The sequence below is a fragment of the Pseudomonas sp. NFACC32-1 genome (assembly GCF_900101215.1).
Classification (GTDB): Bacteria; Pseudomonadota; Gammaproteobacteria; order Pseudomonadales; family Pseudomonadaceae; genus Aquipseudomonas.
On sequence record NZ_FMUL01000005.1, the window covers coordinates 247,088 to 271,566 of the forward strand.

At 61.0% G+C, this 24,479-nt stretch carries 26 protein-coding genes; 21 read left to right on the plus strand and 5 right to left on the minus strand.

Annotated features, from left to right (window positions below):
• Positions 1-175: 175 nt before the first annotated feature.
• The 4 genes from BLP99_RS11030 (at position 176) to araH (ending at position 4,788) form a co-directional block, all read left to right on the plus strand.
• On the plus strand, positions 176-994 hold the full coding sequence (locus tag BLP99_RS11030) for an SDR family oxidoreductase (protein WP_072393337.1): 819 nt from the start codon (positions 176-178) through the stop codon (positions 992-994).
• A 171-nt stretch (positions 995-1,165) separates the two neighbouring features.
• Positions 1,166-2,170, plus strand: a complete 1,005-nt coding sequence (locus BLP99_RS11035; RefSeq protein WP_072393334.1) for a substrate-binding domain-containing protein — start codon at positions 1,166-1,168, stop codon at positions 2,168-2,170.
• A 95-nt stretch (positions 2,171-2,265) separates the two neighbouring features.
• Positions 2,266-3,810: an L-arabinose ABC transporter ATP-binding protein AraG gene (gene araG, locus BLP99_RS11040; RefSeq protein WP_072431816.1), complete on the plus strand. Its 1,545-nt coding sequence runs from the start codon at positions 2,266-2,268 to the stop codon at positions 3,808-3,810.
• Positions 3,811-3,819: 9 nt separating this feature from the next.
• Positions 3,820-4,788, plus strand: coding sequence for an L-arabinose ABC transporter permease AraH (gene araH / locus BLP99_RS11045; protein ID WP_072393328.1), 969 nt, complete (start codon positions 3,820-3,822; stop codon positions 4,786-4,788).
• A 228-nt stretch (positions 4,789-5,016) separates the two neighbouring features.
• Here araH and BLP99_RS11050 read toward each other — a convergent pair whose 3' ends face one another.
• Both BLP99_RS11050 and BLP99_RS11055 read right to left on the minus strand, forming a co-directional pair.
• Positions 5,017-5,397, minus strand: coding sequence for a Rho termination factor N-terminal domain-containing protein (locus BLP99_RS11050; RefSeq protein ID WP_072393324.1), 381 nt, complete (start codon positions 5,395-5,397; stop codon positions 5,017-5,019).
• A 30-nt stretch (positions 5,398-5,427) separates the two neighbouring features.
• The gene (locus BLP99_RS11055; protein WP_072393321.1) at positions 5,428-5,772 is read right to left on the minus strand and encodes a hypothetical protein; all 345 of its coding nucleotides are present in this window, start codon (positions 5,770-5,772) and stop codon (positions 5,428-5,430) included.
• A 167-nt stretch (positions 5,773-5,939) separates the two neighbouring features.
• On the opposite strand from BLP99_RS11055, the gene BLP99_RS11060 reads away from it, so the two are divergent.
• Positions 5,940-6,422 carry a GNAT family N-acetyltransferase gene (locus BLP99_RS11060; protein ID WP_072393318.1) on the plus strand — a complete coding sequence of 161 codons (483 nt, stop codon included), beginning with the start codon at positions 5,940-5,942 and terminating at the stop codon, positions 6,420-6,422.
• A gap of 5 nt (positions 6,423-6,427) precedes the next feature.
• On the opposite strand, the gene BLP99_RS11065 is transcribed toward BLP99_RS11060, so the two are convergent.
• Entirely contained in the window at positions 6,428-7,060 is a 633-nt protein-coding gene (locus BLP99_RS11065) for a glutathione S-transferase family protein (RefSeq protein WP_072393315.1), read from the minus strand.
• Between the two features lie 185 nt (positions 7,061-7,245).
• Here BLP99_RS11065 and BLP99_RS11070 point away from each other — a divergent pair, with 185 nt between their 5' ends.
• The 5 genes from BLP99_RS11070 to BLP99_RS11090 all read left to right on the plus strand — a co-directional run bounded on the left by BLP99_RS11070 (position 7,246) and on the right by BLP99_RS11090 (position 12,409).
• Positions 7,246-8,217 (plus strand): 2-dehydro-3-deoxygalactonokinase, encoded by a 972-nt coding sequence (locus tag BLP99_RS11070; RefSeq protein ID WP_092180319.1) that lies wholly within the window; start codon positions 7,246-7,248, stop codon positions 8,215-8,217.
• Between the two features lie 20 nt (positions 8,218-8,237).
• On the plus strand, positions 8,238-8,858 hold the full coding sequence (locus tag BLP99_RS11075; protein ID WP_072459184.1) for a 2-dehydro-3-deoxy-6-phosphogalactonate aldolase: 621 nt from the start codon (positions 8,238-8,240) through the stop codon (positions 8,856-8,858).
• A 49-nt stretch (positions 8,859-8,907) separates the two neighbouring features.
• Complete coding sequence (dgoD, locus tag BLP99_RS11080) at positions 8,908-10,056, plus strand: galactonate dehydratase (RefSeq protein WP_072393306.1); 1,149 nt, start codon at positions 8,908-8,910, stop codon at positions 10,054-10,056.
• A 179-nt stretch (positions 10,057-10,235) separates the two neighbouring features.
• Positions 10,236-11,546, plus strand: coding sequence for an MFS transporter (locus BLP99_RS11085; protein WP_092180321.1), 1,311 nt, complete (start codon positions 10,236-10,238; stop codon positions 11,544-11,546).
• 59 nt (positions 11,547-11,605) lie between these two features.
• Positions 11,606-12,409, plus strand: a complete 804-nt coding sequence (locus BLP99_RS11090) for an IclR family transcriptional regulator (protein ID WP_072393299.1) — start codon at positions 11,606-11,608, stop codon at positions 12,407-12,409.
• Between the two features lie 6 nt (positions 12,410-12,415).
• Here the strand turns inward: BLP99_RS11090 and BLP99_RS11095 are convergent, their stop codons facing one another.
• On the minus strand, positions 12,416-13,468 hold the full coding sequence (locus BLP99_RS11095; protein WP_072393296.1) for an NAD(P)-dependent alcohol dehydrogenase: 1,053 nt from the start codon (positions 13,466-13,468) through the stop codon (positions 12,416-12,418).
• A 177-nt stretch (positions 13,469-13,645) separates the two neighbouring features.
• Here BLP99_RS11095 and BLP99_RS11100 point away from each other — a divergent pair, with 177 nt between their 5' ends.
• Entirely contained in the window at positions 13,646-14,536 is an 891-nt protein-coding gene (locus BLP99_RS11100) for an AraC family transcriptional regulator (protein ID WP_072393292.1), read from the plus strand.
• Positions 14,537-14,719: 183 nt separating this feature from the next.
• Here BLP99_RS11100 and BLP99_RS11105 read toward each other — a convergent pair whose 3' ends face one another.
• Positions 14,720-16,384 (minus strand): electron transfer flavoprotein-ubiquinone oxidoreductase, encoded by a 1,665-nt coding sequence (locus tag BLP99_RS11105; protein WP_072393289.1) that lies wholly within the window; start codon positions 16,382-16,384, stop codon positions 14,720-14,722.
• A 546-nt stretch (positions 16,385-16,930) separates the two neighbouring features.
• Between BLP99_RS11105 and BLP99_RS11110 the strand changes: the two genes are divergently transcribed.
• From BLP99_RS11110 to BLP99_RS11155, 10 genes are all read left to right on the plus strand, one after another.
• Complete coding sequence (locus tag BLP99_RS11110) at positions 16,931-17,680, plus strand: electron transfer flavoprotein subunit beta/FixA family protein (protein ID WP_039760104.1); 750 nt, start codon at positions 16,931-16,933, stop codon at positions 17,678-17,680.
• A 2-nt stretch (positions 17,681-17,682) separates the two neighbouring features.
• Positions 17,683-18,612 (plus strand): electron transfer flavoprotein subunit alpha/FixB family protein, encoded by a 930-nt coding sequence (locus BLP99_RS11115; RefSeq protein ID WP_072393286.1) that lies wholly within the window; start codon positions 17,683-17,685, stop codon positions 18,610-18,612.
• An 86-nt stretch (positions 18,613-18,698) separates the two neighbouring features.
• Positions 18,699-19,523 carry a substrate-binding periplasmic protein gene (locus tag BLP99_RS11120; protein WP_072393283.1) on the plus strand — a complete coding sequence of 275 codons (825 nt, stop codon included), beginning with the start codon at positions 18,699-18,701 and terminating at the stop codon, positions 19,521-19,523.
• 9 nt (positions 19,524-19,532) lie between these two features.
• Positions 19,533-19,892, plus strand: coding sequence for a DUF4398 domain-containing protein (locus tag BLP99_RS11125; protein WP_072393279.1), 360 nt, complete (start codon positions 19,533-19,535; stop codon positions 19,890-19,892).
• Positions 19,889-20,698, plus strand: a complete 810-nt coding sequence (locus BLP99_RS11130) for an OmpA family protein (protein ID WP_072459188.1) — start codon at positions 19,889-19,891, stop codon at positions 20,696-20,698. Before BLP99_RS11125 ends, BLP99_RS11130 begins: the two co-directional genes overlap by 4 nt.
• A 197-nt stretch (positions 20,699-20,895) precedes the next feature.
• Complete coding sequence (locus BLP99_RS11135) at positions 20,896-22,338, plus strand: aminotransferase-like domain-containing protein (RefSeq protein WP_072393273.1); 1,443 nt, start codon at positions 20,896-20,898, stop codon at positions 22,336-22,338.
• Positions 22,339-22,436: 98 nt separating this feature from the next.
• Positions 22,437-22,910 carry a translation initiation factor 2 gene (locus tag BLP99_RS11140; protein WP_072393271.1) on the plus strand — a complete coding sequence of 158 codons (474 nt, stop codon included), beginning with the start codon at positions 22,437-22,439 and terminating at the stop codon, positions 22,908-22,910.
• Between the two features lie 146 nt (positions 22,911-23,056).
• Complete coding sequence (locus tag BLP99_RS11145) at positions 23,057-23,311, plus strand: YkgJ family cysteine cluster protein (RefSeq protein ID WP_072393268.1); 255 nt, start codon at positions 23,057-23,059, stop codon at positions 23,309-23,311.
• A gap of 78 nt (positions 23,312-23,389) precedes the next feature.
• A complete protein-coding gene (locus BLP99_RS11150) occupies positions 23,390-24,001 on the plus strand; it encodes an START domain-containing protein (protein ID WP_072393265.1) in 612 nt (203 codons plus the stop codon).
• Positions 24,002-24,148: 147 nt separating this feature from the next.
• A complete protein-coding gene (locus BLP99_RS11155) occupies positions 24,149-24,385 on the plus strand; it encodes a hypothetical protein (RefSeq protein ID WP_072393262.1) in 237 nt (78 codons plus the stop codon).
• The last annotated feature ends 94 nt before the right edge of the window (positions 24,386-24,479 follow it).

Consider the following 24,479-nt stretch of genomic DNA (forward strand, 5'->3'; position numbering starts at 1 on the left):
CGGTTCCATCAGCAACATGCACTCACACTAAAAAAACAACACAGGTGAAGTGATGCAACGATCTGCCCTCGCGTGCCTCGGTGGCACAAGCGACTCTCCGTTCCAGCAATGCCAAAGGCCGGTCATCCCTGGATGCCCGGCCTTTGGCACGCCTTCGAACCGGGGGGCCTGAGCGATGGCCCAACCGCTTTGCTTGCCACCGGTGCCCGAGCCACCCAAGGGCGAGCGATTGAAGAACAAGGTGGTGCTGTTGACCGGTGCCGCCCAAGGGATCGGCGAGGCGATCGTCGCCGCGTTCGCTTCGCAGCAGGCGCGGTTGGTGATCAGCGATATCCAGGGCGAAAAGGTCGAGCAGGTCGCCGCTCAGTGGCGGGAGCGCGGGGCGGATGTGCAAGCATTGAAAGTCGATGTGGCGAAACAGCATGACCTGCACGCCATGGCACGCCGCGCCGTGGAACTGCACGGACGCATCGATGTGCTGGTGAATTGCGCTGGCGTCAATGTGTTCCGCGATCCACTGCAGATGAGCGAAGAAGACTGGCGTCGCTGTTTCGCCATCGACCTGGACGGCGCCTGGTATGGCTGCAAGGCGGTGTTGCCGCAGATGCTGGAACAGGGCGTGGGCAGCATCATCAACATCGCTTCGACCCACTCGTCCCACATCATTCCCGGCTGTTTTCCTTACCCGGTGGCCAAGCACGGCTTGCTCGGCCTGACCCGCGCCCTGGGCATCGAATATGCGCCCAAGGGCATACGTGTCAATGCCATCGCACCAGGTTATATCGAGACCCAACTGAACGTCGATTACTGGAACGGCTTTGCCGACCCCCATGCCGAACGCCAGCGGGCGATGGACTTGCATCCGCCCCGGCGCATCGGCCAGCCGATCGAAGTGGCAATGACAGCCGTGTTCCTGGCCAGCGACGAAGCACCTTTCATCAACGCTTCATGCATCACCCTCGATGGTGGACGTTCGGTCATGTATCACGACTGAATGTCCGGGTGGGCAGGTGGTTATGCTGTCTGTCATCCAATCATCATACGATATGACTATTTGGATCTATGCTGTAGCAACACGATTTGACGGCCCGGCCTGCGCAGCACCACCCCGTAGGGGAGCAGAACCGAGGCCTTGGCTTTCAATAAAAAAAACAAGGAGTCAGCTATGAATCATCGTCGTGGGATTCGTTCCCTGTGTCGCGCCGCCCTGGCCGTTACCGCGTTCACTTTCGGCAGCAACCTGCTGGCCGCTGAAGAAGTGAAAATCGGCTTCCTGGTCAAGCAGGCCGAGGAGCCCTGGTTCCAGACCGAATGGGCGTTCGCCGAGAAGGCCGGCAAGGACCGAGGCTTCAAAGTGATCAAGATCGCCGTGCCTGACGGCGAGAAGACCCTCTCGGCCATCGACAGTCTTGCCGCCAATGGTGCCAAGGGCTTCGTCATCTGCCCGCCGGACGTGTCCCTGGGTCCGGCGATCATGGCCAAGGCCAAGCTCAACGATCTGAAAGTCATCGCGGTGGATGACCGTTTCGTCGATGCCAACGGCAAGTTCATGGAGGATGTGCCGTACCTGGGCATGGCCGCATTCGAAGTGGGCCAGAAGCAGGGCGCCGCCATGGCCGCCGAAGCGAAGAAACGCGGGTGGGACTGGAAAGACACCTACGCGGTGATCAACACCTACAACGAACTGGACACTGGCAAGAAACGCACCGACGGTTCGGTCGATGCCCTGAAGAAAGCCGGCATGCCCGAGGACCACATCCTCTTCTCGGCCCTCAAGACCCTCGACGTACCCGGCAGCATGGACTCCACCAACTCCGCGCTGGTGAAACTGCCCAGCGCCGCGAAGAACCTGATCATCGGTGGCATGAACGACAACACGGTGCTGGGTGGCGTACGCGCTACCGAAGCCGCCGGATTCAAGGCCGCCAACGTGATCGGGATCGGCATCAACGGTACCGACGCCATCGGCGAATTGAAGAAACCGGAGAGCGGCTTCTTCGGCTCGATGCTGCCAAGCCCGCACATCGAAGGCTACAAGACCGCCGAGATGATGTTCGAGTGGGTCACCACCGGCAAGGAGCCACCGAAGTACACCGCCATGGATGAGGTGACGCTGATCACTCGGGAGAACTTCAAGCAGGAGCTGGAAAAGATCGGCCTGTGGAATTGATGGCCGGTTGATTCAAAAGCGGCGCAGGTGTCCTGTCCCCAGCTTCGGACAGGACCTCGACGGCGCCGCTTGATCTCTGTGAGTTCGAGGTGGTTATGCAAGCGCAGACAGCGACACAACAACACAACACCGGCGCCAGCCTGCGGTTCAATGGGATCGGCAAGGCCTTTCCTGGCGTGCAGGCGCTGGCCAATATCAGTTTCGTTGCCCATCCGGGGCAGGTCCATGCCTTGATGGGCGAGAACGGCGCGGGCAAGTCCACGTTATTGAAGATTCTCGGTGGCGCCTACATTCCCAGCAGTGGCGAGTTGCAGATCGGCGAGCAGACGATGGCGTTCAAATGCACCGCCGACAGCATCGCCAGCGGTGTGGCGGTGATCCACCAGGAATTGCACTTGGTGCCGGAAATGACCGTGGCGGAAAACCTGTTCCTGGGGCACCTGCCGGCCCGTTTCGGCCTGGTCAATCGCAGCGTGCTGCGCCAGCAGGCGCTATCGTTGCTCAAGGGCCTGGCCGATGAAATCGATCCGCTGGAGAAAGTCGGTCGCCTGTCTCTCGGCCAGCGGCAACTGGTGGAGATCGCCAAGGCCTTGTCCCGGGGCGCCCATGTCATTGCGTTCGACGAGCCCACCAGCAGCCTTTCGGCTCGGGAAATCGATCGTTTGATGACGATCATAGGGCGCCTGCGGGACGAGGGCAAAGTGGTGCTGTACGTCAGCCACCGCATGGAAGAAGTGTTCCGTATCTGTGACGCGGTGACGGTGTTCAAGGACGGTCGCTACGTGCGTACCTTCGAGGACATGAGCGAGTTGACCCATGACCAGTTGGTGACTTGCATGGTCGGTCGCGATATCCAGGACATCTATGACTACCGCCCGCGGGAGCGGGGTGACGTGGCGCTGCAAGTGAAGGAGCTGCTGGGGCCGGGCCTGCGCGAGCCGGTGAGTTTCCAGGTGCACCAGGGCGAGATCCTCGGCCTGTTCGGGTTGGTCGGCGCCGGTCGTACCGAGTTGCTGCGTTTGCTCAGCGGCCTCGAACGCCAGAGCGAGGGGAGCCTTGTCCTGCACGGCCACGACTTGAAATTGCGTTCTCCAAGGGATGCCATCGCCGCCGGCGTGCTGCTCTGTCCGGAAGACCGCAAGAAGGAAGGCATCATTCCGTTGGGCAGCGTGGGCGAGAACATCAACATCAGCGCCCGTGCGTCCCATTCCACCCTCGGCTGCCTGCTGCGGGGCGATTGGGAACGAGGCAATGCCGACAAGCAGATCAAGGCGCTGAAAGTGAAGACGCCGACAGCCGGGCAGAAAATCATGTACCTGTCCGGTGGCAATCAGCAGAAGGCGATCCTCGGTCGCTGGCTGTCGATGCCGATGAAGGTGCTACTGCTGGACGAGCCGACACGTGGCATCGATATCGGGGCCAAGGCCGAGATCTACCAGATCATCCACAACCTGGCGGCCGATGGCATCGCCGTGATCGTGGTGTCCAGCGACCTGATGGAAGTGATGGGTATTTCCGACCGAATCCTGGTGCTCTGCGAAGGGACCTTGCGTGGCGAACTGCCCCGTGACCAGGCCAATGAATCCAACCTGCTGCAACTGGCGCTGCCACGCCAACGCGTTGCCGACGCGGCGAACTGAGAGGTAATCATGACCATTCAAAACAATGCACTGCCGACGGCACGCAAACCCCTGGACCTGCGGCGTTTCCTGGACGACTGGGTCATGCTGCTGGCGGCCATCGGGATCTTCGTGCTCTGCACCCTGATGATCGACAACTTCCTGTCTCCGCTGAACATGCGGGGCTTGGGCCTGGCGATTTCCACCACGGGCATCGCCGCGTGCACCATGCTGTATTGCCTGGCGTCCGGGCACTTCGACCTGTCGGTCGGCTCGGTGATCGCCTGCGCCGGCGTGGTGGCGGCGGTGGTGATGCGTGACACCAACAGCGTTTTCCTGGGCATCGGCGCGGCGTTGGTGATGGGGCTGATCGTCGGCCTCATCAACGGTATCGTCATCGCCAAGCTGCGGGTCAATGCGTTGATCACTACCTTGGCGACCATGCAGATCGTCCGGGGCCTGGCCTACATCTTTGCCAATGGCAAGGCGGTGGGTGTGTCCCAGGAAGCGTTCTTCGTGTACGGCAACGGCCAACTGTTCGGCGTTCCGGTACCGATCCTGATCACCATCGTCTGCTTCCTGTTCTTCGGCTGGCTGCTGAACTACACCACCTATGGGCGCAACACCATGGCCATCGGTGGCAACCAGGAGGCGGCCTTGCTGGCGGGGGTCAATGTCGACCGCACCAAGATCATCATCTTCGCCGTGCATGGCGTGATCGGTGCGCTGGCGGGAGTGATCCTGGCGTCGCGCATGACTTCCGGCCAACCGATGATCGGCCAGGGGTTCGAGCTCACGGTGATCTCCGCCTGCGTCCTGGGTGGGGTGTCGTTGAGCGGTGGCATCGGCATGATTCGCCACGTCATCGCCGGGGTACTGATCCTGGCGATCATCGAGAACGCGATGAACCTGAAGAACATCGACACGTTCTACCAGTACGTCATCCGTGGCTCGATCCTGCTGTTGGCGGTGGTCATCGACCGGATGAAGCAACGCTGAGGTTTGCCAGGCTCCGTACGAAGAGTCTTGAGACAAAGGTCAGGCAACGGGAGAACAGCCGAGCAAGCGCAGAGTGCTGGAGTACATGAGCATGGCGAGGCCGTTTTCAACGCTGCATGGATGAGTATCAAAGGCTTTTCGTAGAGCCTGGGAAAAGGGTGGCTCGACCTCATCGTCAGTTGACCCAACGCCATCGCGAGCCGGCTCGCGATGGCGTGTTGCCGCTTACTAGCCGGCCTTGCGCAGCGCTTGGATCAGCTCCTCCTTGCGCATCTTCGATCGGCCGGGAATGTTCTTCGCCCGGGCCTCCTTCATCAGGCTATCCACGGTCTGGGCCTCATGGGAGGCCTTGCTGGTACGCGGATGTCCTTCGCGGGTCTTGGCGGCGCGTCGGGCCGATTCCTTGCGGTCGGTTTTCTTCTGCTCGGCGGGTTTTTTCTTGCCCGACCCGCCGGAGCGTTCGCCGCCGCCGGACTGCTTGTTCACCGTTGCCCAGGCCCGCGCCTCGGCCTGGCCTTCGGACACACCTTTTTGCTCATAGCTCTCTTCGATGTGTTCGGCCTTGCGTTTCTGCTTGTCGGTGTACTTGTCTTTGCTTCCACGAGGCATGCCAATTCCTCCTCATCTGTCGCTCAGCGGTTATTGGCTGGCGGCGCCACCTTCCGAGCCCGATCCCCCGGTGGTGGTCTTGGAACCCACGCCGGTCTCGGCGTTGTCGGGGGTGTTGGTGTCGGGGGTGTTCAAGCCACCCTGGCGCCCGGTGTCGTTGCCCTGCACGCGTGGATCGGTCCCGGTGGCCGGAGGCTGGCCGTTGTTCAAGGTGCCGCCTGTGCCGTCGGTGTTCAACTTGGGCAGGCCCTGGGTCGCCGGTGAGTTGGGTGCTTGTACCGGGTCGGTGGGGCCGGTTCCGGAGGTGGAAGCCGCCAGGGCCACCGAGGAAAGCAATGCGGCAAATGTGAATGCAGTCAGCCTTGCAGTGATCATGGTGTCGCCTCCATTTTTCGGATACTTGCCTGATCTTGGGCTGCCCGGGATAGGCGTTGGTGCCGTATGGGCGACGAATGGCGTTTTGAAGGGCGGGATCATTGAGGTGTGACGAGCGCTGCGTAGCGGCTTAGTATGGCGCTTTCCATTGGCTACAAGGGCCGTTCATGTCGATCGAGATCCGTCCCGCGCAACCCAGCGATGCGCCTCAAATCCTTGCCTTCATCACCGAGTTGGCCGACTACGAAAAAGCCCGCCACGAAGTCATCGCCAGCGTCGCCGACATCGAGCGCAGCCTGTTCAGCGAAGGCGCGACCGCCCACGGGCTGATCTGCCTGCGCGACGGTGTGCCGATCGGTTTCGCGGTGTTTTTCTTCAGCTATTCGACCTGGCTGGGCAGCAATTGCCTGTACCTGGAAGACTTGTACATCACGCCTGAACAGCGCGGCGGCGGTGCGGGCAAGACCTTGCTGCGCCACCTGGCAAAGATCGCCTGCGACAACGACTGCGGTCGCTTCGAGTGGAGCGTGCTGGAATGGAACACGCCGGCCATCGAGTTCTACAAGTCCCTCGGCGCGCAACCCCAGGAGGAATGGGTGCGCTACCGAATGGACGGCAAGGTGCTGCGGGACTTCGCCCAAGGCAATTGAACGCCTCAGCAATAGGTGTCGCCTGCGTATTCGGCAAACCCCGGTCGCTGTTCCAGTCGCTTGCAATAGGCGGCCACTGCCGGGTAGTCCGGGCGTTCCATGGGCGTCTGGCGCCAGCGGTGCACCGACAGCCCGATGAGCACGTCCGCGAGGGAAAAGTCCTTGCCGGCCACGTAGGCGCCGGTGCGGTTCAACTGCTGTTCAAGCAGCCCCATCTTCTCGTTCCACCCTTTGATACCGGCAGCGATGCGCTGCGGGTCCTGGAAATCCGGGTTCTTGCGTACCAGGGCATGGAATGCATAACCCCATGACGGGTTGAGTTCCGTCGCCTGCCAATCCATCCATTGCTCGATTCGTGACCGGGCGGCAGGTTCGGCAGGCAGCAGGTCATCGCGCCCTTGCTTGCCTGCCAGGTAGCGGCAGATGGTGTTCGATTCCCAGAGCACGCCGTTCTCGTCGATGATCACCGGCACCTGGGCGTTGGGGTTCAGGGCCAGGAATGCAGGGTCGTGGGTGGAGTTGAAACCGATGCCCCAATCTTCACGGTCGTAGGGGATCTCAAGTTCCTGACAGGTCCACAGCACTTTTCTGACATTGATCGAGGAGGTGCGACCGAGGATTTTCAGCAGTTGGCCCATAATCGTTTTCCCTGAGTGGCTGAGGCATCCGATCAGGAAACTTAGCAGGGTCGTTGGCGGATAGCGATGGGCTTTAATCAAACTTCGTCCCTATATATGGGATCAATATTTATATATTGAGATATTGCTGCGCCCGGGTTTATAGTCCGTTCACTCACTGCCAAAAAACAGAACAGGTGAAGCGGATGCAGGCGCAATTGATCGCGCTCGATTGGGGGACCACCTCATTACGGGCATACAAACTCGCCGACGGAGGCGAGGTGCTCGAACAGCGCTCGCTATCCTCGGGAATCATGCAATTGCCTGCCGGGCCGCGAACGGTGGCCGGGCTGGCCTGCACGGACGGTTTCGAACTGGCGTTCGACGAGGCCTGCGGCGACTGGCTCGACGCGCAACCAGGCCTGCCCGTGATCGCCTGCGGCATGGTCGGCAGCGCCCAGGGCTGGCGTGAGGCACCTTACTGCGACACGCCAGCCGATGTCGCCCAGCTTGGGCACTCCCTGCAAACCATCCGCAGCCTGCGTGGTGTCGATGTACACATCGTGCCGGGGGTGATCCAGCGTTCGCGACTGCCCAATGTCATGCGCGGCGAAGAGACCCAGGTGCTGGGCGCCTTGCACAGCCTGCCGAACGAAGCCGTGCTGATCGGCCTGCCTGGCAGCCACTCCAAATGGGTGGAGGTGGCTGACAGCTGCATCGTGCACTTCGACACCTTCATGACCGGCGAGATCTTCGCCGTGCTCAGCGACCACAGCATTCTCGGCCGTACCCAGCAACGAGGCGTGGCTTTCGACGCTCAGGCCTTTGACCGGGGCGTGCACGTGGCCTTGTCGACGGATGGCCAGGCCGGCCCGTTATCCACCGTGTTCAGTGCCCGCAGCCTGGGCCTGACCGGCGAACTTGCCGCCGGTGCCCAGGCGGACTACCTGTCCGGCCTGTTGATCGGCCACGAACTGACGGCACTGGCCGCCGTGCAACGCCAACGCCGCAACAGCGTCCATCTGCCGGCGGTGGTGCTGATTGGCAATTCCCAACTCTGTGCCCGTTACCAACGGGCCCTCGACGCCTGCGGTTTCGCCCGGGTGACCCTGGCCGAACAGGCCACCGAACGTGGTTTGTGGCAGTTGGCCGTGGCGGCCGGGCTGCTTGGCCGCTGAACCTGACTGGAGGTCTGACAATGCTCACACAAGCCCTGGCGCAAAACGGGTTGATCGCGATTCTGCGCGGTCTGCGTCCCCAGGAAGCGACAGCCATCGGCCACGTCCTGTACGAGGCCGGATTCCGAGTCATCGAAGTGCCGCTCAACTCCCCCGAACCGTACGAAAGTATTCGCATCCTGCGCAGTACCTTGCCCGCCGATTGCCTGATCGGTGCCGGTACGGTGCTCACACCGGAGCAGGTGGCCCAGGTGAAAGCCGCTGGCGGCCAGGTGATCGTCATGCCTCACAGCGATCCGAAGGTGCTGCGGGCGGCGAAAGCGGCGGGGCTGTACCTGTCGCCCGGGGTCGCCACCCCGACCGAGGCGTTTGCCGCGTTGGCCGAAGGCGCCCATGTATTGAAGATGTTTCCCGCCGAGCAAATGGGCCCGGCGGTGGTCAAGGCCTGGCTCGCGGTATTGCCGGCCGGGACCGTGCTGGTGCCAGTGGGGGGAATCACACCCGACAACATGACGCCGTTCGTCGAGGCGGGCGTGAAGGGCTTCGGCCTCGGCTCCGGTCTGTTCAAGCCAGGCCTGACGGCCGATGAGGTGGCGGTGCGCGCCAAGGCATACGTGGCCGCGTGGAAAGCCTTGAACTGAAGATTTTTCCGGCGCTCCGTGCGCTGCATCCGACAAGAGAGACAACACGATGAAAATCACCAAATTGACCACGTTTATCGTTCCGCCGCGCTGGTGCTTCCTCAAGGTCGAAACCGACGAAGGCGTCACTGGTTGGGGCGAGCCCGTGGTCGAGGGGCGCGCCCACACGGTGGCGGCTGCCGTCGAGGAATTGTCCGACTACCTGATCGGCAAGGACCCACGCAATATCGAAGACATCTGGACCGTGCTCTATCGCGGCGGCTTCTACCGGGGCGGAGCGGTGCACATGAGTGCCCTGGCCGGTATCGACCAGGCGTTGTGGGATATCAAGGGCAAGGCCCTGGGCGTGTCGGTCAGCGATCTGCTGGGCGGCCAGGTGCGCGACAAGATCCGCGTCTATTCATGGATCGGCGGCGACCGGCCGGCGGACACCGCACGCGCCGCCAAGGAGGCCGTGGGGCGGGGGTTCACCGCAGTGAAGATGAATGGCACCGAAGAACTGCAGTTTCTCGACACGTTCGAAAAGGTCGACCTGGCCCTCGCCAACGTCGCGGCGGTGCGGGACGCGGTGGGGCCGAACGTCGGCATCGGCGTGGATTTCCACGGTCGGGTCCACAAGCCCATGGCCAAGGTGCTGATGAAGGAACTCGACCCCTACAAGCTGATGTTCATCGAGGAGCCGGTGCTCAGCGAAAACTACGAAGCGTTGAAGGAACTGGCGCCGCTGACCAGCACGCCGATCGCCTTGGGCGAGCGGCTGTTTTCCCGCTGGGATTTCAAGAGGGTACTCAGCGAAGGCTACGTGGACATCATCCAGCCGGATGCCTCCCATGCCGGCGGCATCACCGAAACCCGCAAGATCGCCAACATGGCCGAAGCCTACGACGTGGCGCTGGCGCTGCACTGCCCGCTGGGCCCCATCGCCCTGGCGGCGTGCCTGCAACTGGATGCGGCCTGCTACAACGCGTTCATCCAGGAACAGAGCCTGGGTATCCACTACAACGAGAGCAACGACCTGCTGGACTACATCAAGGATCCGCGGGTGTTCGACTACGAGAAAGGCTTCGTGAAAATCCCCAATGGCCCGGGCCTGGGTATCGAGATCAACGAGGAATACGTGATCGAGCGTGCGGCCATCGGCCATCGCTGGCGCAATCCGATCTGGCGTCATGCCGACGGCAGTTTCGCCGAATGGTAAGTCAGGCCTGACCCTGTGGGAGCGAGCTTGCTCGCGATGGCGATGTATCAGTTACACATGTACCAACTGACACGCCCTCATCGCGAGCAGGCTCGCTCCCACAATTTGATCTTCGCAAGCAGAGAGATCTTCTTCGATACGCCCGTTTCCTCAATAAACATAAAAAAGAGGCACCTCACATGCAAGCGCACACCCTGAGCGCGCAAGCGTCGTTGGTGACGCCCAGCCGCAAGCGTTTTTTCATTATGGTCCTGCTGTTCATCACGGTGGTGATCAACTATCTGGACCGCAGCAACCTGTCCATTGCCGCCCCCGCACTGACCAGTGACCTGGGCATCGACCCGATCCATGTCGGGCTGATCTTCTCGGCGTTCGGCTGGACCTACGCCGCCATGCAGATCCCGGGTGGCTGGCTGGTGGACCGGGTGCCGCCGCGCATTCTCTACAGCGTCGCGCTGCTGCTATGGTCGGTGGCCACGGTCATGCTGGGGTTCGCCGCCAGCTTCATCGCCTTGTTCGTGCTGCGCATGGCCGTCGGCGCCCTGGAAGCGCCGGCCTATCCGATCAACAGTCGTGTCGTCACTACCTGGTTCCCTGAGCGCGAGCGGGCCACGGCCATCGGTTTCTATACCTCCGGACAGTTCGTCGGCCTGGCATTCCTGACGCCGGTACTGGCCTGGCTGCAGCACACGTTCGGCTGGCACATGGTGTTCGTGGTGACCGGCGCGGTGGGGGTTCTCTGGGCGGTGATCTGGTACGCGGTGTATCGCGAACCACGTGACTTCAAAGGCGCCAACGCCGCAGAGATCGAGCTGATTCGCGAAGGCGGCGGGTTGGTGGATATCCAGGCCGAAACTGCCCGAGTGAAGGCGAAATTCAGCTGGGCCGACCTGGGGATCGTCCTGACCCAACGCAAGTTGTGGGGCATTTACCTGGGGCAGTTCTGCCTCAACTCCACGCTGTGGTTTTTCCTCACCTGGTTCCCCACTTACCTGGTGAAATACCGTGGCATGGATTTCATCAAGTCCGGCCTACTGGCGTCGTTGCCGTTCCTTGCGGCATTTGTCGGCGTGCTGTGCTCCGGTTTCTTCTCCGACTGGCTGATTCGTCGCGGCGCCACGGTAGGATTCGCACGCAAGTTGCCGATCATCGGTGGGTTGCTGATTTCCACTTCGATCATCGGCGCCAACTTTGTCGAGTCGACGCCGCTGGTGATCGCGTTCCTGGCCCTGGCATTCTTCGGCAATGGCCTGGCGTCGATCACCTGGTCGCTGGTTTCCACCCTGGCGCCGGCGCGATTGCTCGGGTTGACCGGAGGGGTGTTCAACTTCATCGGTAACCTGGCGGCCATCGCGACGCCGATCGTCATTGGCTTCCTCGCCAGCGGCGATTCGTTTGCCCCGGCCATCACCTATATCTCTGTCCTGGCCCTGGCTGGCGCGCTGTCCTACATCCTGCTGGTGGGGAAGGTCGAGCGCATCGAGTTGTAGTCCGACGGGGCGGGCGACCATAATGCCGCCCGTTCCCCGCTCACAGTCGAAGGCCGGATATGCAGCAAGACGATCCAAAAATCACCAAGGACGCCGCGCCTACTGGCACGCAAACCCTGCTGCGCGGCCTGGGTGTGGTCCATGCGGTTGCCAGTGGCGCCCGGGATCTGAAGGAAATCGCCCGGCTGATCGGTACCACCCGCAGCACGACCCATCGCCTGGCCAGTTGCCTGGTGGACGAGCGGTACCTGCGAGTGGTGCCGCAGGTGGGTTATCTGCTGGGACCGAAACTGATCGAGCTGGGTTTCCAGGCTCGGGAAGAATTGCCCCTGGTGAGCCTGGCGGGACCGTATCTGGACGAGCTGTCGGCGTTGACCGGTGACACCGTGCACCTGGCGATTCGCGAGGGCGACGAGGTCTTGTACCTGCTGAAGAATCCGGGACGCAATGGTCCGGAGATGCGCTCGCGGGTGGGGCATCGCATGCCGTTGGCGCGTACGGGGATCGGCAAGGCGCTGATGCTGGACGACACTGAGGAGCAATGGCAGCGCTTGTATGAAATCAGCTTGCCGGCAGTAGGAAAAAATCAGTTCTGGCCGCAGCATCAGGAGCAATCCTGGGAGCAGTTCCAGCAGCGGATGCGGGAGTACGTGGCGGGGGGCTACGCGTTCGACCTGGAGGACAACGAACCGTCGATTCGTTGTGTGGCGGCACCGATTCGCGACGCCGGCAAGCGTATTGTCGCCGGTATCAGCATCGCCAGCACCGTGCCGTACATGCCATTGGAAAAAATGGCCGAGCTGATTCCCCTGGTCAAAGGGGTCACAGCCCGGCTGTCGGCGGAGCTGGGCGCCAAGGTCTGAGGAAAATCAGGCCTTGAGCGTCGCCATGTCGATGACGAAGCGGTACTTCACGTCACCGGCGATCATGCGGCTGTAGGCCTCGTTGATCTGGCGGATGTCGAGCATTTCGATGTCGCAGCTGATGTTGTGTTCGGCGCAGAAGTCCAGCACTTCCTGGGTCTCTGCGATGCCGCCGATCAACGAGCCGGCCAGGACGCGACGACCCATGATCAGTTTCGCGGCATGGACCGGCGGATCGATCGGTTCCACCAGGCCTACCAGGATGTGCACGCCGTCGAAACGCAACGTGTCGAGGTAGGGGTTGAGGTCGTGCTGTACCGGAATGGTGTCCAGCAGGAAGTTGAAGCGTCCGGCGGCAGCGGCCATCTGCGCAGGGTCGGTGGATACGATCACATGGTCGGCGCCCTGGCGACGGGCCTCTTCAGCCTTGCCGGCCGAGCGGGTGAACAGGGTCACTTCCGCACCCATGGCCTTGGCGAACTTGATGCCCATATGGCCCAGCCCACCCATGCCCAGCACGCCGACCTTGTCGCCGGCCTTCACACCGTGGTGCTTGAGGGGCGAGTAGGTGGTGATGCCGGCGCAGAGGATCGGCGCGGCAGCGGCCGGGTCGAGTGTCTGCGGTATGCGCAGCACGAAATGCTCGCTGACCACGATGCTGTTGGAGTATCCCCCCATGGTGTGGCCGCCGCTGATGCGATCCGGGCTGGCGTAGGTCTGCGTCATGCCCTGGTAGCAGTATTGTTCCAGGTCGGCGCGACAGGCCTCGCATTCGCGGCAGGAGTCGACCATGCAGCCAACGCCCACCAGGTCACCGACCTTATAGCGGGTCACATTCGCACCGACCGCGGTAACTTTGCCTACGATCTCATGACCGGGCATCAGTGGGTAGACGGCGATGCCCCATTCATTGCGGGCCTGGTGGATATCGGAGTGGCAGACGCCACAGTAGAGGATGTCGATGGCCACGTCGTCAGCCTGCGGGCTACGGCGCTGGAATTTCATCGGGGCGAGGGGAGTGGTGGGCGATTGGGCGGCATATCCGATGGCGGTATACATAATGAACCTCGCTAGGCTGTGAACAGAGGCGATCTATTCTGGGTGCCGTGGCGGCATGGGGCGATGGCGATTCCTACGGGTGTCATGCCTAATCCTCCGACCTTGGCCGTGGATCAGTCTTATGTGACGCCAGACCTGCGATGATGTTCCCATCCCTTTTTGCGTGAAGTTCCTACCATGTTGTTGACCCGCCATCTCGATGCCAATGCGGCGCTGGTTTCACTGATCGAACCCCTGGCGACCCGTGACGGTTTCATCCCTACATCGCTGCCGGGTGTGCAAGTGCTGCGGTGCAGCCAGGACATCGCCCGGGGGCCGCAGCTCTATGAGCCAAGCCTTGTGATCATTGCCCAAGGCAGCAAACTGGCTTACCTGGGACCTCGCACAATGGAGTATGGCGCCGGGCACTACCTGATCCAGGCGTTGCCGGTGCCGTTCGAGTGCGAAACCTATGCCATGCCCGATGCTCCGTTGCTCGGGATTTCCGTGGCGATCGATCGGGCGATGCTGGGGGAACTGGTGCTGGCCATGGGGTTGACGCCGGGGCGAAGCCTGGCGGCGCAGACACCGGAATCCATGACCAGCGCCGCGCTCGATGGTGCGATGCGAGGGTGTGTCGAACGGCTGTTGCACTGTTTGCACGATCCGCTGGAGTGCCAGGTCATGGGCCAGGCGCGACTGCGGGAATTGCTGTTCGTCGCCTTGCGCGGGCCTCAGGCCGACGTATTGCGAGCGCTGGTGGAGCAGCATGGGCAATTCGCTCGGATTGCCGCGGCCCTGAGTCATCTGCATGCGCATTTCACCGAACCGCTGAACGTCGAGACACTGGCCAGTTGCGCCAACATGAGCGCTTCGACGTTTCATGAACATTTCAAGCGCAGCACCTTGCTCTCACCCGTGCAGTACCTCAAGCGTTTGCGTTTGCTGAAGGCGCAGCGGTTGCTACTGGTCGAGGGCATGGGCGTGGCGCAGGTCGCGCATCAGGTGGGCTATCAGAGCTCTTCGCAGTTCAGCCGGGAGTACAAGCGCTACTTCGAACACAGTCCCGCAGATGAGCGCGCCGCCTGAGCCAGTGATCTTCCCCTGTGGGAGCGAGCTTGCTCGCGATAGCGGCGGTTCAGTTTGCATCAAGGTTGAATGGGCTGCCGTCATCGCGAGCAAGCCCGCTCCCACATTGGGTTGTGGTGTTCCTTGGATGGCAGGCAACAAAAAGGCCCCCATTGCGGGAGCCTCGATGTCTTGCGTGCCAGCTTACATGTTCGGGTAAGTCGGACCGCCGGCGCCTTCCGGCGAGACCCAGGTGATGTTCTGCGCAGGATCCTTGATGTCACAGGTCTTGCAGTGCACGCAGTTCTGGGCGTTGATCTGGAAGCGCTTCTCGCCGTCCTCCTTGGTCACCACTTCGTACACACCAGCCGGGCAGTAACGCTGCGCCGGTTCGTCGTACAGCGGCAGGTTCTTGCTGATCGGGATGCTCGGGTCGGTCAGCTTGAGGTGGCAGGGTTGTTCTTCCTCATGGTTGGTACCGGAGATGAACACCGAGCTGAGTTTATCGAAGCTGATCTTGCCGTCCGGTTTCGGATAGTCGATCTTCTTGCAGTCTGCCGCCAGTTTCAGGCAGGCGTAGTCGGGCTTGTTGTCATGCAGGGTGAACGGCAGCTTGCCGCCGAAGATGTTCTGGTCGAGCCAGTTGAAGCCGCCGCCGATGATGGCGCCGTACTTGTGGATCGCCGCGCCGAAATTGCGGCTGGCGAACAGTTCTTCGTACAGCCAGCTGTTCTTGAAGCTGTCGACGTAGGCGGTCAGTTCATCACCGCCTTCGGACTCGGCGAACAGGCGATCGGCCACCGCCTCGGCAGCGAGCATGCCGGATTTCATGGCGGTATGGCTGCCCTTGATCTTGGCGAAGTTCAGGGTGCCGAGGTCGCAACCGATCAAAGCGCCGCCCTTGAAGACCATTTTCGGCAGCGAATTCAGGCCGCCCTTGCAGATGGCGCGGGCACCGTAGCTGACACGCTTGCCGCCTTCCAGGTATTGCTTGAGCACGGGATGGTGCTTGAGGCGCTGGAACTCGTCGAACGGCGAGAGGAACGTGTTGCTGTAGGACAGGTCGACGATCAGGCCCACCACCACCTGGTTGTTTTCCAGGTGATAAAGGAATGAACCACCGGTGTTTTCGGTACCCATGATGTCCAGCGGCCAGCCGGCGGTGTGTACCACCAGGCCGGGTTGATGCTTGGCCGGGTCGATTTCCCAGATTTCCTTCAAGCCGATGCCGTAGTGCTGCGCATCGGCGTCGCTGTCCAGGTTGAAGCGCTTGATCAGTTGCTTGCCGATATGACCACGGCAGCCCTCGGCGAACAGCGTGTACTTGCCGCGCAGTTCCATGCCGGGCGTGTAGAGGCCTTCCTTCGGATGGCCTTCGCGGTCGACACCCAGGTCACCGGTGATGATCCCGCGCACCACGCCGTTCTCGTCGAACAATGCTTCCTGGGCGGCGAAGCCTGGATAGATTTCCACGCCCAGGTTCTCGGCCTGCTGGGCCAGCCAGCGGCACAGGTTGCCCAGGGAAATAATATAGTTGCCTTCGTTGTGCATGGTCTTGGGCACAAAGAAGTCAGGGATTTTGCTCGCGGTGTCGGCGTTTCTCAGGACATAAATGTCATCGCGCTTGACGGGCGTGTTCAATGGCGCGCCCAGCTCTTTCCAATCCGGGAACAGCTCGTTCAGGGCGCGGGGCTCGAACACCGCACCGGAGAGGATGTGCGCGCCAACTTCAGAGCCTTTTTCCACCACGCAGACGCTGATTTCCTTACCGGCTTCGGTGGCCTTCTGTTTCAGTCGGCAAGCGGCAGACAGGCCAGCGGGGCCGGCACCGACGATGACCACGTCGAATTCCATGTATTCGCGTTCCACAGGCTATCTCCTACTCAAGGCTCAGCGGTTTTTTCTAATTGGAGGTTGGCGTTGCATCCATTGTTTCCTTCATCGGTATGACGAAAGCGACAATGGATGAATCGCGGCGCTCTCTTTGAGCGGCGCATTATATCTACACCACTCTCAGCGTCCAATACAAACGTTTGTTTGAAATCGCTGGAAGCCAGATAAATCACTGACGTGCGGCTTATGGCTGGACATTTTGCCGTATTGACCGGAATAGGCGTTCCGGTCAAGATACGGTCGGTTTTGCGCTCGCCGTAGGCTGACTGTTGGTTTCAAGAGCACCTCTAAAGACAGGGCGAAGGCAGCACAAAGTGACTGGATTGCGTGTTCGGATGCGCAGTTTACACGCCGCGATAATGAATGACTCATCGGTCACCACTGACGAACGGTCATCACTCCCGTGAGCAAGGTCATGTGTGGTTCATGCCGGCGTTTTTAGAGGTGCCCTTGCGCCCATGAGCATCAACCGCCAGGTTCGCCTAGGCGACTTTCTTTTCACCGGAGAGTAACGAGGAATCCATGAAGGTTCTTGTAGCTGTCAAACGAGTGGTCGACTATAACGTCAAGGTTCGCGTCAAGGCGGACAACTCCGGCGTCGACCTCGCCAACGTCAAGATGTCGATGAACCCTTTCTGCGAAATCGCCGTAGAAGAAGCCGTGCGCCTGAAAGAAAAAGGCGTGGCGACTGAGATCGTCGTTGTCTCCATCGGTCCGACCACTGCCCAGGAGCAACTGCGCACCGCGCTGGCGCTGGGTGCCGATCGCGCCATCCTCGTCGAATCCGCCGAAGACCTGACCTCCCTGGCCGTGGCCAAGCTGCTCAAGGCCGTCGTCGATAAGGAACAGCCACAGCTGGTGATCCTCGGCAAGCAGGCCATCGACAGCGACAACAACCAGACCGGCCAGATGCTTGCTGCACTGAGCGGCTACGGTCAGGGCACCTTCGCGTCGAAAGTCGAAGTGTCCGGCGACAGCGTTGCCGTGACCCGTGAAATCGATGGCGGTGCGCAGACCGTTTCCCTGAAGCTGCCGGCCATCGTCACCACCGACCTGCGTTTGAACGAGCCGCGTTATGCGTCCCTGCCAAACATCATGAAAGCCAAGAAGAAGCCTCTCGAGACGCTGACTCCGGACGCTTTGGGCGTTTCCACCGCCTCCACCAACAAGACCCTGAAAGTCGAAGCGCCGGCTGCACGCAGCGCGGGCATCAAGGTCAAGTCGGTGGCTGAACTGGTCGAGAAACTGAAAAACGAAGCGAAGGTAATCTAACGATGACTATCTTGGTAATCGCCGAACACGACAACAAAGCGCTGGCTCCTGCCACGCTGAACACCGTTGCTGCCGCTGCCAAAATCGGTGGCGATGTGCACGTCCTGGTGGCCGGTCAGGGCGCAGGCGCCGTTGCCGAAGCCGCTGCGAAAATCGCTGGCGTGAGCAAGGTCCTGAACGCTGACAATGCCGCTTACGCGCACCAGCTGCCGGAAAACGTCGCTCCGCTGGTGACCGAGTTGGGCAAGGGCTACAGCCACATCCTGGCAGCCGCGACCTCCAACGGTAAAAACATCTTGCCGCGCGTCGCCGCTGCCCTGGATGTCGACCAGATCTCCGAGATCATCTCGGTAGAAAGCGCCGATACCTTCAAGCGTCCGATCTACGCCGGTAACGCCATTGCCACCGTGCAATCGAACGCCTCGGTCAAGGTCATTACCGTTCGCGCCACCGGTTTCGACCCGGTTGCCGCCGAAGGTGGCTCGGCTGCCATCGAAGCCGTGGGCGCCGCCCATGACGCCGGTATCTCCAGCTTCGTCAACGAAGAGCTGGCCAAGTCCGATCGTCCGGAACTGACCGCTGCCAAGATCGTCGTTTCCGGCGGCCGTGGCATGCAGAACGGCGACAACTTCAAGCACCTGTACGCCCTGGCCGACAAGCTGGGCGCTGCCGTCGGCGCTTCCCGCGCGGCGGTCGACGCAGGTTTCGTACCCAACGACATGCAGGTCGGCCAGACCGGCAAGATCGTTGCGCCACAGCTGTACATCGCCGTCGGTATTTCCGGCGCGATCCAGCACCTGGCCGGCATGAAGGACTCCAAGGTGATCGTTGCGATCAACAAGGACGAAGAGGCGCCGATCTTCCAGGTGGCCGATTATGGCCTGGTGGCGGACCTGTTCGAGGCCGTTCCAGAGTTGGAGAAGCTGGTCTGATCCGGCATCTTCACTTATAAAGAACCCGGCCGGTTGGCCGGGTTTTTTATTTCTGCATCGTGTGTTTGCAAGGGGAGCGTATCGTCATGGAGCTTCATCGTCTGGCTGGCTGGTCGCTGGCATGGTTGCTGGCAGGTGCGCCGGCCCTGTCCGTTGCGGCCGGCAAGTGTGAGCGACTGATCGCCACCGGCAGCCCGGATGCGCCACCCTACCTCTGGCAGGACCCTCAGGACCCCAAGCACCTCATCGGTGCCGGCGCCGACCTGCTGACGAAAGTGGCGGGTGAGTTGGGTATCAAGGTCGAACTGCTCTACGCCGGCAAGCGGGCCCAGGCGCTGGAGGAAGTGCGCAGCGGCCGCATGGACCTGCTCACCGATGCCCCGCTGACCACGGCCGGGCTCGATTCGCTCGATTACATCCACCCGCCGTTGCTGGAGAACGATTACCTGGTCTGGACCCGCAAGGATTCGCCACTCATCGCCGAGCGCCCCGAAGACCTCCACGGCCACACCGGGGCGTTGTCGGAAAAGGCGCGCATGACCCAGGCATTCGGTATGTTCGCAGAGCAGCAATTGTCCCTGGTACGCACCTCCAACTTGACCCAGGCCTTTCAGAAATTGCTGCTTGGAGAGGTCGAGTATGTCCTGGCGGGGCGCTATTCGGGCCTGGCGATGGCGCAGACGTTGGGCATGGCTCAAGACCTCCAGGCCATGCCGCAACCGGTGGATAAACCGGGGCTGTTCCTGGCGGTTTCCCATGACTCGGCCTGCAATGACCCATGGCTACGCGGACAGCTGGCGCAAAAGATGACAGAATTGGCCGCGTCCGGCCTGGCGGAGTCTGTATTGCAACGCAATCTCGAGCGCTGGAACACACAGTTGCAGTCATCTGCCAGCGCCTCAAAACAGTAGGGAACATTAGTGACTATTCGACCTCTTTTCGCTGCCCTGGCCGTTCTGGCTCTGGCGGGCTGCGCAGCCGATCCGGCGCCGAATGAACAGATCCGCCTGACCGAACAGGCGCTGGAGCAAGCCCGGGCAGTGGGTGCCACCGCCGACGAAGTGCCAGAGCTGAAACTTGCCGAAGAAAAGTTCGCCCGGGCCAAGAGCAACATGGCTGACGAATCGTACAAGAAGGCGCGCATGCGCGCCGAGCAGGCCGAGCTGGATGCGCGCCTGGCGGAAGCGAAGGTGCTGACGCTCAAGAGCCAGGAGCAATTGAACGTGCTCAACACCCGCATTGCACGCCTGCGCAAGCAATTGAGGGAGGATGCCCAATGAAGCTCTCCCATGTGATGGGCAGCCTGGTCCTGCTGGGGCTGGCCAGTCTGTATGGCTGCGCGGGGCAGCGCAGCGAGGCAGCACTGGAAAAAGCCAGTGACGACTTTCAGAAGGTCAAGGAAGACTCCAACGTGCTGCGTGCCGCGCCCAAGGACGTGATACGCGCCGGTGAATCACTAGCCCGTGCCGATCGGCTGTCCACATACTGGGGCAGTGGCGAGGACGTCTTGCATTACGCCTACCTCAGCCAGCGCTACAGCGAAATTGCCCGGGAACACACCAACCAGGTGCTCAACGAAGAGCGCGCGGCGAAACTCGAACTGGAGCGCCAGCGCCTGCAGTTGGCCTTGCGAGAGTCCAAGTTGCTCAGCGTCCAGCAGCAAGGCAAATGGCTCGAAGAGCAGATCAAGGAAATGGCGACCACCCAGACCGATCGCGGCCTGGTGATGACCCTCGGTGATGTCTTGTTCGACACCGGCGAAGCTGAACTCAAGAGCTCGGCCAACCGGGTAGTGCTCAAGATCGTGCAGTTCCTGCAGCTCAATCCCAAGCGCGTGGTGCGCATCGAAGGGTATACCGACAGCACCGGAGGCAAGCAGGAGAACCTCAAGCTCTCCCGCGACCGCGCGCAGTCGGTGGCGGACGTGCTGGTGGATCTGGGTATCGATGAAAAACGCATCCAGGTCGAGGGCTACGGCGATCAGTTTCCGGTGGATGTGAACGCTACCGAACGAGGGCGGGCGCAGAACCGTCGTGTTGAAATCGTCTTTTCCGACGAAAAGGGCCAGCTCGGCGCCGCCCGCTGAAACTTGCCTGATCCAAAAACCCGGCCCCCTGCAAAGGCGCCGGGTTTTTGCTTTCTGAACCTGCCATCATGAGTACAGTTGGGGCTATCAACCCACTGTACTGTCGAGTAATCTGGCAACTGTCCCAGTACACTTCTAAACTGTTCCGGTATCGTTTCCGACAAGAATAAAATGCCCGTGAAATCGAGTGCTGCGCCATGACCAATCTCTTGCTCTATCAACGTATTGCACAGCAACTGGCTGAAGACATCCGGCGTGGTGTGTATCAGCCCGGTGAACGCGTGCCTTCGGTGCGCAAGATGAGCTCACAGCTCAACGTCAGCCACGCGACGGTGTTGCAGGCCTACGCGAACCTCGAGGACCAGGGGCTGATTCGGGCGCGGCCGCAATCGGGCTATTACGTGCACCAGACCCCTGCGCTCACGGCGTCGACCCCGGATATCGCCCGGGTGGAGCGCCCGGGCCTGGTGACCCGCAGCAGCATCATCCAGCAGGTGCTGGTGGAGTCGCGACGCGAAGGAGTGTTTCCCCTGGGGGCGGCGGTGCCGAGCGTCGATTACCTGCCAGTCCGAGCGCTGCATCAGCAGTTGGCCAAGGTCACGCGCTTCCACAGTCCGCGGGCGTTCAGCTACATGTTCAGCCCGGGTTTCGAGCCGTTGCGGCGTCAGGTGGCGATCCGCATGCGCGATGCCGGCGTGGTGGTGGATCCCTCCGAAGTCGTGATCACCCACGGCTGTGTCGATGCGCTGCAGATGTCCTTGCGAGTACTGACCCGCCCGGGAGACCTGATTGCCGCCGAGTCACCCACCTACTATGGCTTGTTGCAACTGGCGGATCTGTTGGGGCTCAAGGTCATCGAGATTCCCAGCGATCCGGTGACCGGCATGAGCCTGGAAGCCCTTCAACTGGCGGCCAACCAATGGTCGATCAAGGCATTGGTACTGACCACGCGCTTGAGCAACCCTCTTGGCGGGACCATGCCGGAAGAGCGGCAGAAACAGCTGTTGCGCCTGGCATCGGACTTCGACATCCAGATCGTCGAGGACGATATCTATGGCGAGTTGATGTTCGAGCAGGGCCGTACCAAGGCGCTCAAGGCCTATGATCGGCTGGACCGAGTCATCTACTGTTCGAGCTTCTCCAAGACATTGTCACCGGGCGTGCGCATTGGCTGGATGATCGCCGGTAAATTCCAGCAGGAAATCCAGCGGCTCCAGACCTTCAGTACCCACTCGGCCTGCAGCGTCACCCAGATGGGCATTGCGGCCTATCTGGAAAATGGCGGCTATGACCGGCACCTGCGCTATATCCGCCAGGAATACCGCAAGAATCTCAGCGCCTTCCAATTGGCGGTGCAGCAGCATTTCCCCGAGGGTACGCAGATGAGCCGCCCCACCGGGGGCTTCATCCTGTGGGTCAGCCTTCCGGGGCGGGTCAATACCCAGGAACTGCATGTCCGTGCGCTGCAACAGGGCATCAGCATCGCACCGGGGTTGATCTTCAGTAATACCGAGCAGTTCAACCACTGCATCCGCCTGAACTGTGGCATCCCCTGGAATCGCGAGGCGGAACGGGCCTTGATGACGCTGGGGCTGCTGGCCACTCAGTTGTGCCAGGAGACGGCCGGCGGGTTCTTTTAGAAAATCCGCTTGAAGATCAGCACCTTGGATTGATGTGCTTGTCAGCGCCCCATTATCGGGCGAGCATGGGTACCTCTGTCGTAGCTGCCATTGTATTTATGAAAGTCATTGCTCCTGCCGCCTGGGTTCTGATCGGCCTGCTGACCGCCTTCCATGCCGAAGGCGTTCTGGCTGCGCCAGCGCAGGAGAAACCGGCCGCCAGCGCCACGAACAACGTGTCCAAAAAAACAGTGGCGGCGAAAAAGGCTCCTGCCAAAAAAGCGGTCTCCCCGAAGAAGAAACGACCGCCCATTGCCTCCAAGACCAAGTCGGCCCGGGAAATCGCCAAGACTCCCCTGCCTGCGGCCAGACTGGACCTGAGCCTGCCTCATGAAATGGTCGAGGAGCTGGAGCCGCCGGGAAAAGCCCCTTTGCCCAAACGTGAGCCGCTGCTGCCGTCGATGTTTGGAGAGAAGCCTGGTCCGTTCCAGCTCAACGGTCGTCTGCTGAGCAACGAAATGCAGCTTCCGCTGCGTAATCAGGAACGCAACGAGGTTGAAGGGGCCGCGTTGGACTTCGAATTCAAACAGTGAAACCTGATGGCCATCGAGCCGTCGCTGACTGTCCGGTCGTCTGCATTGAGCGAAAAAACGCGTTCACGGCAATTTAAAACGAGCGTTTTAGCCGTTACTCTGTGTTGCGTTATGAATCCGTTACCTGTCGTGAGGATGTCGACGTCATGAAATGCCGTGAAGGCTGTGGCGCCTGTTGCATTGCCCCTTCCATCAGTTCGTCGATCCCTGGCATGCCCCATGGCAAGCCTGCCGGCGAACGTTGCGTGCAGCTGTCAGTCGATAACCTGTGCCAGATCTTCGGGCAGCCGGAACGTCCGGCGGTCTGCTCGGGATTCGCGGCCGACATCGAGGTTTGCGGCAGCAGTCGTGAAGAAGCCATTCGATTGCTCGGATGGTGGGAACAAGTCACCGCAGCGTAACGGGTCGACGGACGGGTCCTGGCGATTCGTTCCGATGACAAAACTCAATGAACGGACTTCGACAATAAGGAAAACACTATGGGTTCGCTGCATCGTATGGCTGTGTCGTGTGGTCTGGTCGTTCTGTTGGCGACGGCAAGCGCCCAGGCCGAAGACTGGAAAGTCGCCAAGGAGCAGGACGGCATCAAGGTTTCCCTCAGTGAAGTGGCCGGCTCCAAATACAAGGCCTACCGTGGCGTCACCGTCATGAACACCACGGTGGACAAACTACGCGCCCTGCAGGAAGACGTTCCCGGGGCCTGTGCCTGGATCCACGAGTGCAAGAAGCAGGAACTGATCAAGCACGAAGGCGACAAGAGCTGGACCTACACCCAGTTCAACACGCCGTGGCCTGTCACGTCACGGGACTCGGTGCTGGAAGTCACCACTGTAAACGGTGCCGATGGAAGCCTGACCCGTAACCTCAAGGGTGTGCCAACCTATCGGCCAGAAGAAAAGGGGTTCGTGCGGGTGACCCAGGTCGACGGGTTCTGGAAGTTGACGCCCAAGGGCCCGGGCCAGGTCGAAGTGGTCTATCAGGTCCATACCGAGCCAGGTGGGGATGTACCGTCCTGGCTGGCCAACAAGTTCGTGGTGGATGCGCCATTCAATACGTTGAAAGCCCTGAAAAAGCTTGCCGAAGAGAAGTAATCGGCGAGATTGTCTGCAAACAGCATCGACAGACCGCCGCGAGGCGGTCTTTTCATCTGTACCGCCCACTACCCGGCGGAACGATCGTTCAGCCTTCAAGGTCGAGATAGAGGTAAGCCCGACGATGAATTGATCGAGGAGACACCAATGCGCAAGTGGGAGATCACTTTCGTTGATGATCACGGCGAAGCCATCGCCGAGCAGTTCGACCATGACCAGGAACCCACTATGGAGCAGGCAGCTCAGCTGATTCGTGAAAGATTGCTCCCGGTGTCCGCCAAGCTGGATCTCAATGACCTGGAAGGAAGGACAGAAGATCCCACTGTGAAGAATCTCAAGTCCCAGCACAGCATCGAAATCATCAGTATTAAACCGATTTCATGAAATCGTGGCCTGGCCCCGCTTGGCAGTGGCCATGACTTGCGACTACTCTGCAAACGAGATCAGCGAAGAGATCGCTAAGGTCTGGTCTTGTCAG